The 16,478-nt window shown below is 41.5% G+C and carries 15 protein-coding genes; 8 read left to right on the plus strand and 7 right to left on the minus strand.

Features of this window, described 5'->3' with window-relative positions; genetic code table 11:
• The first annotated feature begins 167 nt into the window (after positions 1–167).
• The 8 genes from DCK90_RS15590 to DCK90_RS15625 all read left to right on the plus strand — a co-directional run bounded on the left by DCK90_RS15590 (position 168) and on the right by DCK90_RS15625 (position 8,309).
• Entirely contained in the window at positions 168–1,565 is a 1,398-nt protein-coding gene (locus DCK90_RS15590; protein ID WP_108247136.1) for an anthranilate synthase component I family protein, read from the plus strand.
• A gap of 2 nt (positions 1,566–1,567) precedes the next feature.
• Entirely contained in the window at positions 1,568–2,137 is a 570-nt protein-coding gene (locus DCK90_RS15595) for an anthranilate synthase component II (protein WP_108247137.1), read from the plus strand.
• Between the two features lie 70 nt (positions 2,138–2,207).
• Positions 2,208–3,203 carry an anthranilate phosphoribosyltransferase gene (gene trpD, locus DCK90_RS15600; RefSeq protein WP_108247138.1) on the plus strand — a complete coding sequence of 332 codons (996 nt, stop codon included), beginning with the start codon at positions 2,208–2,210 and terminating at the stop codon, positions 3,201–3,203.
• A gap of 67 nt (positions 3,204–3,270) precedes the next feature.
• Positions 3,271–4,056, plus strand: coding sequence for an indole-3-glycerol phosphate synthase TrpC (trpC, locus tag DCK90_RS15605; protein WP_108247139.1), 786 nt, complete (start codon positions 3,271–3,273; stop codon positions 4,054–4,056).
• Positions 4,053–4,754, plus strand: coding sequence for a phosphoribosylanthranilate isomerase (locus DCK90_RS15610; RefSeq protein WP_108247140.1), 702 nt, complete (start codon positions 4,053–4,055; stop codon positions 4,752–4,754). The genes trpC and DCK90_RS15610 overlap by 4 nt, the downstream gene beginning before the upstream one ends.
• Before the next feature lie 11 nt (positions 4,755–4,765).
• Positions 4,766–5,950 (plus strand): tryptophan synthase subunit beta, encoded by a 1,185-nt coding sequence (gene trpB, locus DCK90_RS15615; RefSeq protein WP_108247141.1) that lies wholly within the window; start codon positions 4,766–4,768, stop codon positions 5,948–5,950.
• Positions 5,951–6,015: 65 nt separating this feature from the next.
• Positions 6,016–6,777 carry a tryptophan synthase subunit alpha gene (gene trpA / locus DCK90_RS15620; protein ID WP_108247142.1) on the plus strand — a complete coding sequence of 254 codons (762 nt, stop codon included), beginning with the start codon at positions 6,016–6,018 and terminating at the stop codon, positions 6,775–6,777.
• 35 nt (positions 6,778–6,812) lie between these two features.
• Entirely contained in the window at positions 6,813–8,309 is a 1,497-nt protein-coding gene (locus DCK90_RS15625; RefSeq protein ID WP_108247143.1) for a M20/M25/M40 family metallo-hydrolase, read from the plus strand.
• A 76-nt stretch (positions 8,310–8,385) separates the two neighbouring features.
• On the opposite strand, the gene DCK90_RS15630 is transcribed toward DCK90_RS15625, so the two are convergent.
• The 7 genes from DCK90_RS15630 to DCK90_RS15660 form a co-directional block, all read right to left on the minus strand.
• Entirely contained in the window at positions 8,386–8,568 is a 183-nt protein-coding gene (locus DCK90_RS15630) for a hypothetical protein (RefSeq protein ID WP_108247144.1), read from the minus strand.
• A gap of 84 nt (positions 8,569–8,652) precedes the next feature.
• Positions 8,653–9,342, minus strand: coding sequence for a uracil-DNA glycosylase family protein (locus DCK90_RS15635; protein WP_108247145.1), 690 nt, complete (start codon positions 9,340–9,342; stop codon positions 8,653–8,655).
• An 8-nt stretch (positions 9,343–9,350) separates the two neighbouring features.
• A complete protein-coding gene (locus DCK90_RS15640; protein WP_108247146.1) occupies positions 9,351–11,090 on the minus strand; it encodes a RagB/SusD family nutrient uptake outer membrane protein in 1,740 nt (579 codons plus the stop codon).
• Between the two features lie 103 nt (positions 11,091–11,193).
• Entirely contained in the window at positions 11,194–13,740 is a 2,547-nt protein-coding gene (locus tag DCK90_RS15645) for a phosphoenolpyruvate carboxylase (protein ID WP_108247147.1), read from the minus strand.
• Between the two features lie 173 nt (positions 13,741–13,913).
• Positions 13,914–14,675 carry a peroxide stress protein YaaA gene (gene yaaA, locus DCK90_RS15650; protein WP_108247148.1) on the minus strand — a complete coding sequence of 254 codons (762 nt, stop codon included), beginning with the start codon at positions 14,673–14,675 and terminating at the stop codon, positions 13,914–13,916.
• Between the two features lie 88 nt (positions 14,676–14,763).
• Positions 14,764–15,810: an RluA family pseudouridine synthase gene (locus DCK90_RS15655; RefSeq protein ID WP_108247149.1), complete on the minus strand. Its 1,047-nt coding sequence runs from the start codon at positions 15,808–15,810 to the stop codon at positions 14,764–14,766.
• A gap of 1 nt (position 15,811) precedes the next feature.
• Positions 15,812–16,399, minus strand: coding sequence for a PASTA domain-containing protein (locus DCK90_RS15660; protein ID WP_108247150.1), 588 nt, complete (start codon positions 16,397–16,399; stop codon positions 15,812–15,814).
• Between the last annotated feature and the right edge of the window lie 79 nt (positions 16,400–16,478).

Raw genomic sequence — 16,478 nt, forward strand, 5'->3', positions numbered from 1 at the left:
TTGTGCCGTTAAAAATTCCTCCCTATATTTGAGGCAATGAACAACAGAATAGCAAATAACTGGTGGTGGAACAACTTACGTCAAACGTCGTGAGCTAAGTCCCCATTATAATCATATAAAAGGCTTGTCATCACGACAGGCCTTTTTTAATTTATATAAGTACCAAAATGAGTTACACGCTAACCACGCATTACAAAAAAATACTCGCGGACACCATTACCCCCGTGAGCGTTTACCTTAAGGTAAGGGACAAGTTCCCGAACAGCATCCTACTGGAAAGTAGTGATTACCACGCCAACGACAATAGTTTCTCGTATATCTGTTGCAATCCCATTGCATCTATAAAAGTTGCGAACGAAACCATTACGGAGAGTTTTCCTGATGGCTCTAAAAAAGTGACCGATATTACTGCAGAGACGGATGTAACACAAGTCATCCATAATTTCAGCAAACAGTTCGAGACCACCCAAAACGGTTTCAAATTCATCTACAACGGATTGTTCGGATATATGGCCTACGATGCCGTCCGCTATTTTGAAGACGTAAAGATTTCGAAAAAGGAGGATTCTGTGGACATTCCGGACATTTACTATGCTGTGTACCAAAATATCATTGCCATCAATCATTTTAAGAACGAGGCATACCTATTTGCCCATTGTTATGATTGCGAGAGCAATGTTGATGAAATAGAGCAACTCTTTAATGTACGCACCTTTTCATCTTACAACTTCAACAAAGAAGGTAAGCCAGAATCCAATTTAAAGGATGAGGAGTACAAGGAACAAGTAGAGTTGGCAAAAAAGCATTGTAAACGAGGAGATGTATTCCAGTTGGTCCTTTCCCGACGGTTCAAACAAAAATTTAAGGGTGATGAATTTAATGTGTATAGGGCACTTCGCTCCATCAACCCCTCCCCTTACCTCTTCTATTTTGATTACGGGAACTTTAAAATATTCGGTAGCTCACCGGAAGCGCAACTTATTGTTAAAGAAGGTAAAGCCGAAATTCATCCGATAGCCGGAACATACAAGCGTACTGGAAACGACGAGAAAGATGCCGAACTGGCAAAAAAACTGGCTCAGGACGAAAAAGAAAATAGCGAACACGTAATGCTCGTAGATTTAGCCCGAAACGATTTGAGCCGAAACGGAAACACCGTTAATGTGGAAACCTATAGAGAAGTGCAGTATTTCTCGCACGTAATTCACTTGGTTTCCAAAGTAACCGGGCAAAAGAAAGAGGAAAGCACCACCATGAAAGTGGTAGCGGACACCTTCCCCGCTGGAACTTTAAGCGGAGCGCCGAAGCATATGGCCATGCAATTAATCGAGAAATATGAAAAAACAAGCCGGTCGTATTACGGTGGTGCCATAGGGTTCATGGATTTTGAAGGTAATTTTAACCACGCCATCATGATCCGTACGTTCCTGAGCAAAAACCACGAATTGTACTATCAAGCAGGAGCTGGTCTGGTGGCCGCCTCCAACCCAGATGACGAATTACAAGAAACCTACAATAAATTGGGTGCATTGAAAAAAGCACTGGAAATTGCCGAAACGATCTAACCATGGGAAGAAAGATTTTAATGATTGACAATTACGATAGTTTCACCTACAATTTGGTACACTATCTGGAAGATTTGGATTGTGAGGTAACCGTAAAACGAAACGACCAACTCACTTTGGACGAAGTAGAACCATTTGAATACATTGTGCTTTCCCCAGGTCCCGGCATTCCAGATGAAGCTGGACTTTTAAAGGAAATCATCAAAAAATATGCACCAACAAAAAAAATGTTCGGGGTGTGTTTGGGACTACAGGCCATTGGTGAGGTATTCGGCGGAACGCTAATCAACCTTGACCAAGTGTATCATGGGGTGGACACTACTATTTCTGTGATCCAAGAGGACCCTATTTATAATGGAATGCCAAAAACGCTCCAAGTGGGCCGCTATCATTCGTGGGTAGTGGACACCAATCTACCGGACGCATTGGAAACTACGGCAGTCGATGAAAATGGACAGGTAATGTCGCTCAGACATAAAGAATATAATGTTACGGCAGTGCAGTTCCACCCAGAATCCGTATTGACCCCCGAAGGAAAACAAATGCTGAAAAATTGGTTGGAAAGTAGATAGATTCTAGATACGAGAATCTAGTATGGAGAAATGATAAAATCTCACTACTCACATCTAAATACTAATAGAAATGAAAGAGACTTTAAATAAACTTATAAATCACGAAATTCTCCCCAAGCAAGAGGCCAAACAAATTTTGGTAAACATTGCCAACGGGGATTACAACACCTCACAAATTGCAGCTTTTTTAACGGTCTATATGATGCGTAGCGTAACCATAGAAGAGCTTGAGGGTTTCCGTGATGCCCTATTGGAACTCTGCTTGGCAGTCGACCTTGCCGATTATGATCCAATTGACCTTTGCGGAACTGGTGGGGATGGCAAGGACACCTTCAACATTTCAACGTTGGCATCGTTTGTGACGGCCGGAGCCGGTATAAACGTGACAAAACATGGGAACTACGGCGTTTCATCCAAATGTGGAAGTAGCAACGTGATGGAATTCCTAGGCATTAAATTCAGTAATGATGCCGATTTTCTTAAAAAAACCATCGACCAAGCCGGAATTTGTGTTTTGCACGCACCACTTTTCCATCCAGCCATGAAAAATGTTGCACCCATTCGTAGGGAATTGGCCGTTAAAACATTTTTCAATATGTTGGGCCCCATGGTTAACCCGGCATTCCCTAAAAACCAAATGGTAGGGGTCTATAATTTGGAACTGGCTAGAATGTATGGGTATCTGTATCAGAACACCGATAAAAGATTTACCATTTTAAACGCTTTGGACGGATACGACGAAATATCATTGACAGGCGATACCAAAACCATTTCCAATCATACAGAGGCAATGCTAGCTCCAATTGATTTTGGCGTAGAAAAAGTGTCGCAACAGGACATTATTGGAGGTAGTGACATAGCGGAATCCGCCCAAATATTTATGAACATTTTGCAAGGAAAAGGTACCGAGGCCCAAAACAACGTGGTCTGTGCCAATGCAGGAATAGCCATTGCAACAGTAAAAGGCATGTCCCCAAAAGAAGGTTTTGAAAAAGCTAAAGAGTCATTGTTCAGCGGCAAAGGGTTGACCGCGTTGAAAAAATTACAGGAATTGAGCAGGAACTAGGGTCATCTTGAAGACGGTCGAGACATGGCCTGAGATTTACCTAACTTCCTAATTACAATAATAATAAATGAACATCTTAGATAAAATAGTAGCAAACAAACGCATAGAAGTCGATTTAAAAAAATCGCTCATCACACAGGCCCAATTGGAAGCTTCGGTGATGATGGAACGCACCTCGATTTCACTTGCCGAAGTATTGCGCAAAAGCAACTCAGGCATAATCGCAGAACATAAAAGACGTTCGCCCTCAAAATCCGTAATCAATCAGATTTTAAGTGTACAAGATGTAGTCAAGGGGTATGCAGATGCAGGCGTTTGTGGCATGTCGGTACTAACAGACGGTAAATATTTTGGCGGTTCCATAGATGATCTACTTTTGGCGAGAGCATCCACCAATATGCCCATCTTGCGTAAGGAATTCATCATAGATGAATATCAAATTGTGGAAGCGAAAGCCTATGGAGCCGATGTTATTTTATTGATTGCGGCAATTTTGAGAAGGGACGAAATAAAAACGCTATCCGAACTGGCAAAGGGATTGGGATTGGACGTGCTCTTGGAAGTACACAATCAAGAAGAACTCGAAAAATCGTTGATGCCAAGTTTGGATATGCTGGGCGTCAACAACCGTAACCTAAAATCTTTCGAGGTAGACTTGGATATCAGCAGAACATTATCACAACAAATCCCAGATGATTTTGTAAAGGTTTCGGAAAGCGGAATAAGTTCCGTTGAGGCAATTAGGGATTTAAAGGAATTTGGCTATCAAGGATTTTTGATAGGTGAGAACTTTATGAAAACGGACGACCCAGGAAAAAATGCTTCGGAATTCATAAATAGATTGGAACAATGAAGCTAAAGATTTGCGGCATGAACCACAACCCATCCGAAGTTGCTGAATTGCAGCCGGATTACCTGGGCTTTATTTTCTGGGAACCGTCGGCCCGTTATTTTTCGGGAGACATGCCCAAATTGCCCGATTTCATCAAAAAAACCGGAGTTTTTGTGGACGCATCTTTGGAAGAGGTTCTGGAAAAAACGCAGCAATATCAATTAAATGCCGTACAACTCCATGGAAAGGAAAGTGCAGCATATTGCAAAGAATTAAAAGAAGGCTTTCTGTCATTTCGAGCGCCGTCGAGAAATCTGAAAGAATCCAAGGAGAATATGGTCTCGACTGCGCTCGACCTGACAAATCCAAAGATCATCAAAGTATTTTCCATCAAAGATGATTTTGATTTTGGGGTATTGGAACCGTACGAAGAAGTCTGCGATTATTTTCTTTTTGATACCAAAGGAAAATTGCCCGGTGGCAACGGCTATACTTTTGAGTGGTCCGTTTTGGAAAAATATCCCTCCAACAAACCCTATTTTTTAAGCGGTGGGATTGGATTGGAGTCCATGCTAGAATTAAAGGAGTTTTTAAACAGTCCAGCTTCAAAAAATTGTTATGCCGTTGATGTGAACAGTAAGTTTGAAACGGCACCTGGATTGAAAAATATCGAAGATTTAAAAATATTCATCGAATCGCTCGAGGGCGATCACAACTAAAAAAGAAACCTATGAAGAGCTATCATGCAGACGAACGGGGTTATTATGGCGAGTTTGGGGGAGCCTTTATCCCAGAGATGCTCTATCCCAATTGCGAAGAACTTCGTCAAAATTACCTCAGCATTATGGAAGAACCTTCATTTAAGGAAGAGTTCCGTCAATTGCTTAAAGATTATGTGGGCCGTCCCACCCCTCTCTATTTTGCCAATCGTCTATCCGAGAAATACAACACCAAGATTTACCTTAAAAGGGAAGATTTATGCCATACCGGTGCGCACAAGGTCAACAACACCATTGGGCAAATACTCATGGCCAAAAAATTGGGCAAGAACAGAATCATTGCAGAAACCGGCGCCGGTCAACATGGTGTGGCAACGGCCACCGTTTGTGCATTGATGGGCATTCAGTGTGTGGTGTACATGGGCGAAATTGACATTGCCCGACAAGCACCCAATGTGGCCCGTATGAAAATGCTTGGTGCAGAGGTGAGACCTGCCAAATCGGGCAGTAAAACACTTAAGGATGCAACCAACGAAGCTATTCGAGATTGGATCAACAATCCCGTGGATACGCATTACATTATTGGCTCCGTAGTAGGACCCCATCCCTACCCCGATATGGTGGCCCGTTTTCAATCGGTAATTTCTCAAGAGATCAAGAGCCAACTCCAAGAAAAAGAAGGAAGGGAAAACCCCGACTTTGTGGTTGCCTGTGTGGGCGGGGGCAGCAATGCAGCAGGTGCTTTTTATCATTATCTGGATACTCCCGAAGTCGGAATTATCGCAGTAGAAGCTGCTGGAAAGGGAATTGATTCCGGAGAAAGTGCCGCGACCTCCGCCTTGGGAAAAATAGGAATCATCCATGGTAGCAAAACTCTGTTGATGCAGACCCAAGACGGTCAAATCACTGAACCCTATTCCATCTCCGCAGGCTTGGACTACCCGGGCGTTGGCCCAATGCACGCCCATTTGTATGCTTCGGGCCGAGGTGAATTTATTTCCATTACCGATGATGACGCCATGAAAGCAGGCTTGGAACTCTGCAAATTGGAAGGGATCATCCCAGCTATTGAGTCATCTCATGCCCTAGCGATTTTTGAGGGTAGAAAATTCAATCCGGACGATGTAGTGGTGGTCAACCTATCTGGTCGCGGCGACAAAGATTTACAGAATTATATTGATTATTTTAATTTATAGATAACAGATATAAGATATAGGGCCTCGGTCTAAATTCTCATGTCTCGTATCTCAAATCTTGATTTATGAACAGAATCAAACAAAAATTACAGGAAGATAAAAAAATCCTTTCCATATACTTTTCAGCAGGTTATCCCAATTTGGATGACACCGTAAAAATCATCCAAGATTTGGAAAGAAGTGGTGTGGACCTTATCGAAATCGGATTGCCGTTCAGCGACCCTCTGGCCGATGGTCCCACCATTCAAGAAAGTTCGACCGCTGCTCTTAAAAATGGAATGAACACAGCCCTACTCTTTGAACAGCTTAAGGACATTCGTAAAACTGTATCCATTCCATTGATTCTCATGGGCTACTTTAACCCTGTGCTTCAATATGGCGTGGAGGAATTTTGTGCCAAATGTGAGGAAATAGGCATTGACGGACTCATTCTGCCAGATCTACCCTTGGACGTCTACACGGAAGAATATAAAGCTATTTTTCAGAAACATGGACTCATCAACGTATTCTTGATTACGCCCCAGACCAGCGATGAGCGCATCAAAGCTATCGATGATGCTTCGGAAGGTTTTATTTACATGGTAAGCTCGGCAAGCACTACGGGCGCCAAACAAGGTTTCGGTGCTGAGCAGTCGGATTATTTTGAGCGCATTGCCAACATGAACTTGAAAAATCCACAAATCGTGGGATTTGGAATAAGCAATGCCGATACTTTTAATCAAGCGACAAAGAGTGCAAAAGGAGCTATCATCGGTTCGGCATTCATCAAACATTTAACAGCAAATGGGGTTGCTGGTATTGGTGACTTTGTGAAGCAAATTCGTTAAATTTCGGCTTTAAAAAACTTGACGAGCACTTCCACATGAAAAAAACATTTTCTTTAGTTTTCCTGTCGCTTACTTTTTCTCTTTTTGCCCAAGATGATGTGGCCGTAAAATCGCAAGTGGCCGATGCCATCAACGAGGTCCGCGAATTTATAGCCATCCCAAACGATGCTTTGGATGCCGCCGATATTGACCGCAACATCATGTGGCTCAAGCGAAAATTTGGGGATAGAGGATTCAATACTGCAGTACTGGACACAGAAGGATTGCCCTTGTTCTTTGCGGCCATGCCGATGAACGCCAATAAACCAACGGTACTCATTTATATGCATTTTGATGGGCAATCCGTGGACCCAACCAAATGGAATCAGCCAGACCCTTATCAGGTAGTTCTCAAAAAACCGACTGACAGTGGATTCGAAACAATTTCTTTTGATGAACTGGATGATGACATCAATTACGACTGGCGTTTGTTCGGCAGGTCGACCTCGGATGACAAATCACCTATTGTAATGCTTCTCAATGCCATGGACCTACTTAAAAATGATGGTATTGAAATCCCGTTCAACATTAAGGTAATTTTGGACAGTGAGGAAGAAAAGAGCAGCAAACCATTGCCCGCAGCGGTTAAACAGTATCGGGAACTATTGGAATCAGATTTTTTAATGATCGTGGACGGGCCGGTACATGCTTCTGAAAAACCAACCGTTGTATATGGATGTCGTGGCATCACCACATTGACATTGACGACCTATGGGCCTATAAAACCACAACACAGCGGTCATTATGGCAATTATGCGCCAAATCCCGGTTTTCAATTGTCAAAGTTATTGGCCACTATGAAAGATGACGAAGGAAGGGTCATCATTCCTGGTTATTATGACGGTATTTCCATCAATCCAAAAACCGATTCCATATTAAAAAGTGTTCCTGATAGTGATGAGACCATTGCAGAAAAACTTCAGTTTAAAACCGCTGAACAGGTAGGCGGCTATTATCAGGAGGCCCTTCAATATCCTTCGCTAAATATTCGTGGATTGAGTTCGGGCTGGGTGGGCGACAAAGCACGAACCATTGTTCCCGAAAGTGCCACGGCAGAACTGGATTTGAGGTTGGTAGTCGAAAGTGATGGCAACCGATTAAAAAAATTGGTGAAAGACCATATTACCAAGCAAGGATACAAAGTATTGAACCATGTTCCCTCGAAAGACGAGCGCATGCACTTCGATAAAATAATTACTATTGAAGAAGGTAGCGTTACGGATGCTTTCCGTACCGAGCTGAACAACCCTTATGGTGAGTTCATTGTAAAAACCTTGAACCAAAGTTTTGGAGAGGAAGTTATTCAAATTAGAACTATGGGCGGTACAGTACCTATTGCCCCCTTTATCAATGAATTAAAGATCCCGGCCTTTATTGTGCCTGTTGTCAATCCTGACAACAACCAACACAGTCCCAACGAAAATATTAAGATTGGTCAATTGGCATATGGAATCAAAACATTCTATAGCATCCTATCTTCCAAAATGGAATAAAGAATAACAGAACATATCCTGAAATAAAAAAAGCCTCGAAAATTCGAGGCTTTTTTGGGGTTATGCTGAGCAATAATCAGTGCTTATTGCCTTTTTTATTTTGTTGTCCAGGAGCATAGGCTTTTGCACTTTTTGCACCTGTAATCTTTTTTACTTGCCCTGGAGCCGTGGCACTTTTACCTGCGCTTCTATGCGCGGAACAAGACCCGAACATAAGAACCGCAAAAACAACTCCCACAATTTTACTAATTGATTTCATAATTCAATTTTTAGTTTATAGATCTATATATCTACGGGTAGAACGTAAAAATGGACGTAAATGTTGAAGTAGTACATCGAAAATTTAGAAGAATTCGCTGTATTGCATTACCCTAAAATCTACTGTGTTGAAATCTGGGTTTTCACTTTTAAGGTTTTTATAAGCCTGTAAGCTTCCCACTGCCCGGTTTGCAGCACCAGAAGGAGCCGTGAGAGAAACCGTTTTAACCGTTTTTGTTTTCTGTGCACCATTTGAGGTGAACGGCAACTCCAAATGATGAATCCTAGGGACTTCGTTGGACACTACTTTTAGTTTTAGCCCATACTCCTTTAACTGTCTTCTAAAAAAATATTCTGGACCATTTTTACTGTTTCCGCCAGTGAACAATAGTGTTTTGATATTGGGATATTTCTTCAAGTGACCGACCAAATCCCGAAGTACAACGTTTTGCATACCCAAATCGGAGGCATCAATTTTTTCACGTTCGGCGCTCTCCACAATATCACAGACCCCGATTTTATGTTCTCTCAAAAATTGCTTGCGCTGCTCCACGGCTTCTTGGGTGGTTTCATATTTTAAACCCAAATCGAATATCCTATCCAAAATGGGCCACAATTGTCCATTGCAACTTCCATAACAAAAATCTACGTCCTGAGGTTTTAACTCTCCCGTTGTAAAGCGAGGGGGAGGCAAGGTCCCCACAATTAACTTGGTGGCCTCCTCTAACAAAAAGGGTTTATAAGGGTGCGTATGCTTGAAAAGTTTTGAGCCCAAAATTTTATTTAATATCCTTCATTTTGAACAACATTCGGGTTAAAATTTGTTTCAGATTGTGGTATAGGCCATATATATTCATGGCTTTGAAAGTCCCTTGCCAACTCTGGATAATCTTGATTGTAATTTAATATTTCTGCTTCCAAGGCATTCATTCTAATAAGGTCGTCCTTAAACTGCCCTTCAAAGCAAAACTCCAAACGCCTTTCATTTAAAATAAGATTTGAAAACTCTTCTTGGCTCAATCCATTTTGAGCATCATGGTTCAAATCGCCATAAGCCCTTCTTCGTACCAAATTCAAAGCATTATATGCCTTAGTTGTAGGACCATTCAACATATTTTCGGCCTCAGCAATCATTAGATGCACGTCTGCCATTCTCAAATATGGATAATCAAAAGATTCTTGATTCATCACACTAGGTTCCTCAACTTCTTTGATAAATTTATATGGCCGCCAATTTTCCATTAAGGTTTCATCCATCATGTTTCCATTTGCATACGAAAACGTAGCAATATTTTGATAAAACCTTGAATTATCTGTCACCAAAGGGAAAATTACAGGTTCGACGGGCTCGTCACCTTCCTCAAAAAACGAGTTTATAAAGCCAGGAACCAGCAACAAACGGTCATTAAAGGAAATGCCCTGCGGTCCCCAAGGCACACTATAATTTCCGGAGCCATCAAAAGCGATACTAAAAATAACCTCGGTGTTTGTGCTTTCATTCTCAATTGAAAAAACATCTGCATAGTTTTCTTCCAATGTATAACCTCCAACAATCTTCTCCAATTCTTCTAAGGCAAGGGCATTTTTATCTGTTTGGTACATCGGAAAGCCAGCCATTGTTAGATACACTTTTCCAAGCAAGGCTGTTGCAGCTTCCCTTGACGCCCTTTCTTTGGCCAAGCTAGAGGATAAATTCTGCTGTGCAAATATTAGGTCATCTACAATTTGATCAAATACATCTTCTCTACCCTGTACATGTGGTGGTGCATTATCTGAATTAAACTCGGCTGTAGTCACCAAAATAGGATTTCCGTAAAGCTTAACTAGGTTGAAATATAAAAGTGCCCGTAAAAAACGAAACTCAGACTCAAATCTAACAGCACCGACTTCCTCTTCCAAAGCCTGATTTAACCCCTTTATTTCATCCAAACCAATATTTGTAAGTCTAATCACCCTGTAATGTTCAGACCATACTTCATTTATTACATAATCACTTGGTTGAAAATAATACTGATCCAAATCACCAAATCTGCCCATCGAATTGGGGTTTATTCTGGCCATACTCGTTCCTATATCTCCCCAATAGTGGGAGTAACCATTGGCATCAAATAAAAACTCTGTTTTTAATTGGTTATATATATTGTTCAAAAGGATATCAAAGTCAACAGGAGTTTCTGAAATTGGGTCAGGTCCCATTATGGCCTCGACTACCTCAACCTGATTTTCTTTCACCGCTACTTGGATTGTCACACCAACATCTGAAAATGATGGGGTTAAATTAACCTCATAATTTCCAACCGGTATATCATTGAAAACAACTTTCCCCATCTCATTGGTTATTTTCTCGACGGTTTTGGGAACTGTGGAAACCGTAACATCAGGGATGGCGGTGCCACTTTCATAGACTGCCTTTACTTCCAAACTACCTAGTTGCTCTGATTCAAATTCATCTCCTTGGTTGTCAGAACAAGAAAATGAAATGAATACAAATACAATTGACAAATAGCAAAAGATTCTTCTCATAAGAGGTTGTTTTGTTGTTGAATACCCTTTTGGTAGAGATTATATTGTTTTCAAAATAAAGAATCTCTGCAATTAAACCTTAAACTACTAGAATTCAACTTGGTTAAGCCGAATTCCTACTCGCATTAATGTTTCCGTACAAGGAGCGGGTCACGATTTTCTCGTACAATTCCTTGTACTCCGAATTTTGTGTGATGTGGTACAAGGCATTTTGTTGAATCACCAATAATGGCAAAACAATCTTTTCCCTGATTTTCACCGATTCCCTGGATACTGCTTCATCTTCCATCAAAATCTTAAGCCCGGAAATCTGCAATAGCATCTTTTTGGACAATTGATATTCTTCAAAAAGTATCTTCCAGAAGTCCCCGAATTCAGGGTCATCCTTCATGTAACTGGTCAAGTCAAAATTGGTCTTCGCCAAGGACATCATACTGTTCAACATCAATGCCTTAAAGAAAGGAACCTCTTTGTATAGTTTCTTCACCTCGTTCAATCTTCCTTCTTCCTTCAGCTTTTGTATGGCCGATCCTAAACCAAAGTACCCGGGCACATTCTGTTTTAGTTGGCTCCAAGACCCTACGAAGGAGATAGCACGCAAATCGGCCAGTGTCAATTGTTTTGCGCTACCACGTTTACCGGGCCTACTTCCTATGTTAGCTTTGGTATAATATTTTAACGTACTCCTGTTTTCAAGGTAAGGAATGAATTTATCGTGTTGCTTCAGGGCATCATATTTATCAAAACTGAGTTCGGAAAGCTCCTCTATCAACTTCCTTTGTGACGCCGAAATAGTAAGTTCCTTTCCAAAGAGATTATTGCTCAATCCGGCGGTCAATAACTGCTCGGAGTTGTGCATAAACTGTTCCTTGGTACCATATGTACTAGTAATGGTCTGTCCTTGGATGGTAAGCTGGATTTCGTGGTTGGCCACATCCTTGGTCTGTGCCGCATAAAATCTATGGGTTTTACCTCCACCACGGGCTGGTGGTCCTCCCCTACCATCAAAAAATATGGCTGCGATACCGTTTTTCTTGCACACCTTGCTCAAAGTTTCCTTGGTCTTTAAAATGGACCAGTTCGCCTTTAGGTATCCACCATCTTTGGTTCCGTCGGAGAAGCCGAGCATTATGGTATGTATATCTCTCCTGCGTTCCAAGTGCTGTCTGTATTTTGGGATATCGAACAGGGTCTGCATCACTTCTTCGGAAGCATCCATACCTTTCATGGTTTCGAACAACGGAACAATATCGAAAGTGATATCCTTCTCGTTCCATCCGCACCATCTGAACAATCCGAAAACGAACAATACTGAGAAAATATCCTCCGAGTTACTGATGATATATCGGTTGCAACCATCTTCTCCGTTCTTCTCTTGAATGGCTTTCAAGTTTTGGATGTTGACAATAGTGTCCTTCACAATGTCATCATCAAAATCCTTTGGGTTTAATTTAAAATCCTTCTCCAACAACAATTTCACCAACTCCTTTTCCTTAAGCTCATCCAAGCTTTCCTTAATGATACCGTTCTTTTTGAGAACAGATTCCACCACCAAGGTATGCTTGCTATGGTCTTGACGGATATCCAACGTGGCAAAATGGGTTTTAAAAATATGGACCTTGTCTATAAACTGGTCCAACTCATCCAAATACAATTCGTGATAATATTCTACCAATTGCTGCCTCACATCGCTTAAATGCCCAATAATTTCCTCGTAGGAAATTGGTGCAGTAGGGTCGAACATGGCATGATATAGTTTGGTACTCAACGCATTGATATCCTCCTGCATACTTTTGAACGTGAGCTTTTTTCGCAGATTCTTCAATTCGTTGTAATAGCACTTCATCAAGGTCAGTCGTAGTTCATCGGCCACCTGTTTGGTAATATCTGCCGTTACGAAAGGATTTCCATCACGGTCGCCGCCTGGCCAAAAACCCAGTTTCATCAGATTATAGTTCTCGAACTTCTCGTCGCGGATATTGCTCTTTACGTATTGATACAATTCACCGACAGCATCATAATAGGTGTTACGAAGAATATAGATGATATTTTTCGCCTCATCCAAAGGCGTTGGTTTTTTAGCATTGATCAAGGATGTTAAACCCAATTGCTGAAGGGTCACGTCAATGTCATGGATTCTATCTTCATCAATCAAAGAACGTAGCTCGGCAATAATATCCAAAACTGCCGGGGTGTAGAACTGTGTTGGGTGGGCCGTTAATACGATACGTGCACTAAAGGTGGAAAGTTTTTTGGAGACCTTATCCCAATTTTTGGTACGGTTCACCAACTCAAAATAATCGGGAATGGTCAAAGAACTACTGTATTCCTGTAGTTTGGGAAATGCGGAATCTTCCACACTATCATAAAGTACCACTTGACGCTCCACATATTGAACAATCCTGAACATAAAATCCAAACGTTCCCGCTCGTCCTGAATATCCACGAAGTTGGAGAAGAATACCTCCAAAATTTCTTGGGGATCTTTACCCGCCTTCAATCCCTTTTCGCACTGATCTAGCAAAAGTGGGATAAGTATCCCTACGTTTTCCACATTCTTGTAAGGCAAGCTCAGGAAAAGGCTGTTATAGATGTTGAACTTATTGGTTACTGATTTTTTAAACTCTTCTAACCGTTTAGTTTGCTGCATGTATCTGTTTTATGTTAGTGTTAAAAAATAGTCAAACACTCAAAGGTCGTGAATAAAGTGTAACCTCTGGGTTAAATTTAAGCGTATCACAATTTAAGGCATGCGCACTTTAATCGTAACAACACACCTTATCGACTATAACTTAAAGAATACTTCGGATTTTACCAAAGTTTTTATCGGATGAAAACGGGTTCGTTTTTCTTTACCGTGTGTTCTTCACTATAGAGATATCCATCGTAGTCAAAATTCTTGATATCGTCCAGTGTTTTCGCTCCCGAATCCAGAATATAACGCACCATGGAACCACGAGCCTTTTTGGCAAAAAAACTGATGATTTTTAATTTATCGTTTTTCCAATCCTTGAAGACCGGGGCAATTACCGGAACCTTTAGCGCTTTGGTATCAACCGCATTAAAATACTCGTTGCTTGCCAAGTTGACAAAAAGTTCATCATCCTTAAGTTCGTTGTTCAAGAAAGCAACAATGTCTTTCTTCCAGAACTCGTACAGGTTCTTTTTGCGACCAACTTTAAGCTGCGTTCCCATTTCCAATCGATAGGGTTGCATTAGATCCAAAGGCTTTAAAACACCGTACAGACCGGACAAAATTCGTAGAGTATCCTGCAATCGGTCCAGCTTGTCCTCTGGAATGGTGTAGGCATCCAGTCCTTGGTACACATCGCCATTGAACGTATACACTGCAGGTCTTGCATTTTCCGTAGTAAAGGGTGTATCAAATTTTTGATTGCGTTCCCAATTCAGGTCCGCGAGCTTATCGGAAATGGACATTAAATCCATCAACGCTTTCGGCTTTTTCTTTTTGAGTACGGAATTCAGTTTTTCCGCTTGTTCCAAAAATTGGGGCTGGGTATATTTTGATGTGGGCAAAGCGGTTTCATAATCCAACGACTTTGCAGGAGATATCACAATTTTCATCTTCTTCTAATTTTTGTAAAAATAACGATGATTTTAGTTTTTTGGAAGCGCATTCCAATGGTGTTTTCAATCTTAAGATTGAAGAAAACTATGATTCGTGATGCTTGGCATATCCTCGCCATTTCTCGATTCCGTTCACCATATCCTCAGGAAGTTCAGAATCAAATCGCATAAATTTGCCAGTAACCGGATGCTCAAAACCAAGCGTTTTGGCATGCAAAGCTTGTCGGGGCAAAGCCTTAAAGGCATTTTCCACAAACTGCTTGTATTTGGTAAAAGTTGTTCCTTTCAGAATTTTATCGCCGCCATAACGCTCATCATTGAACAGGGTGTGTCCAATATATTTCATATGCACCCGAATTTGATGGGTCCTACCTGTTTCCAATTTACAGGAAACCAATGTAACATAGCCTAAACGTTCGATGACCTTGTAATGGGTGACCGCTTCTTTGCCATCACTTCCATCGGGAAAGACCATCATCTGTAAACGATTTTTTGGGTTACGTGCAATATGGCCCTCAATGGTCCCCTCATCTTCCTCTACATTGCCCCAAACCAGCGCAATATATTCCCGTTCGCTGGTTTTCTCAAAAAACTGTTGCGCCAAATGGGTCATGGCCGACTCTGTTTTGGCAATCACCAACAAGCCAGAAGTGTCCTTATCAATTCGATGGACAAGTCCAGGCCTGTCCGAACTATTGTTTGGCAGGTTCTCGAAATGGTAGACCAAGGCATTGATCAAAGTACCCGAATAATTTCCGTGTCCGGGATGCACTACCATACCGGCAGGTTTGTTCACTACCAAAAGCACGTCATCCTCGTACACGATATCTAAAGGAATGTTCTCTGGGGTCAACAAAAACTCGTAAGGCGGGTGTTCGAACATTACCTTAACCTCATCCCCTGCCTTTACTTTATAATTCTGCTTAACAATGGAACCATTCACCCAAATGTGCCCTTTTTTGGCCGCCTGTTGGATTTTGTTCCGAGTGGCATTCTCGATAAAGTTCATTAAGAATTTATCCACACGCAATGGCTCTTGACCTTTGGAAGCCGTAAAACCATGATGCTCGTAGAGGTCGTCCTGCGAAAGCTCGTCCTGAGAAAAATCTTCTTGATTATCCGAAATATCCATCTTAGTTGGATTCTGCCTGTACCCTTGCACTTCCCGGGATGGTTCCGTTACCACAGATCAGCTCAATTTTTGAAGTCTTGGGCAATTTGTCTCCGGGTTTCAGGTATTTTCCCTTGTGCTTCATATTGTATACCATGTCCTTGCCCAGTTCATCGATATAGGTAACACGTTCCACATCCAAACCAACCGCTCTTAACATTGAGGCGGCATTACGTTGCGTAACTTGGATAATATCTGGCACACTTACCTTTTTATAGCCCGATGGATTGACCGTAAAATAAATTTTACGGTTGGACTTTACCTTGTTGCCCGCAGGCGGATTCTGGTCCAATATGGAAAAACGGGGATAGTCTGGATTATATTCGGACGAATCCAACACTTGATATCTTAATCCGGCATCTTCAACGGCCTTTCTCATTTCCGAAACCGACATTTTGGAAAAGTCGGGCACCTCAACAAACTCACCATGGTTGGTGGTGCCCTTGAGCCACTGTAGAGATATAAAGACCAACACTAGAATAGCTAAGACGGCCAATCCCAGTTGAATCAAAAAAGTCTTGCTTTTTAAAAAGTTGAGAAAATTTTTCATGTAGTTCACCTTATCGGAACAAATATAGGAAAGCCAACCCTTTTTTCTTTATTTTGGCTTCGCGTTATTTTACAAGACA

Source organism: Muricauda brasiliensis (assembly GCF_003057865.1).
Lineage (GTDB): Bacteria > Bacteroidota > Bacteroidia > Flavobacteriales > Flavobacteriaceae > Flagellimonas > Flagellimonas chongwuensis.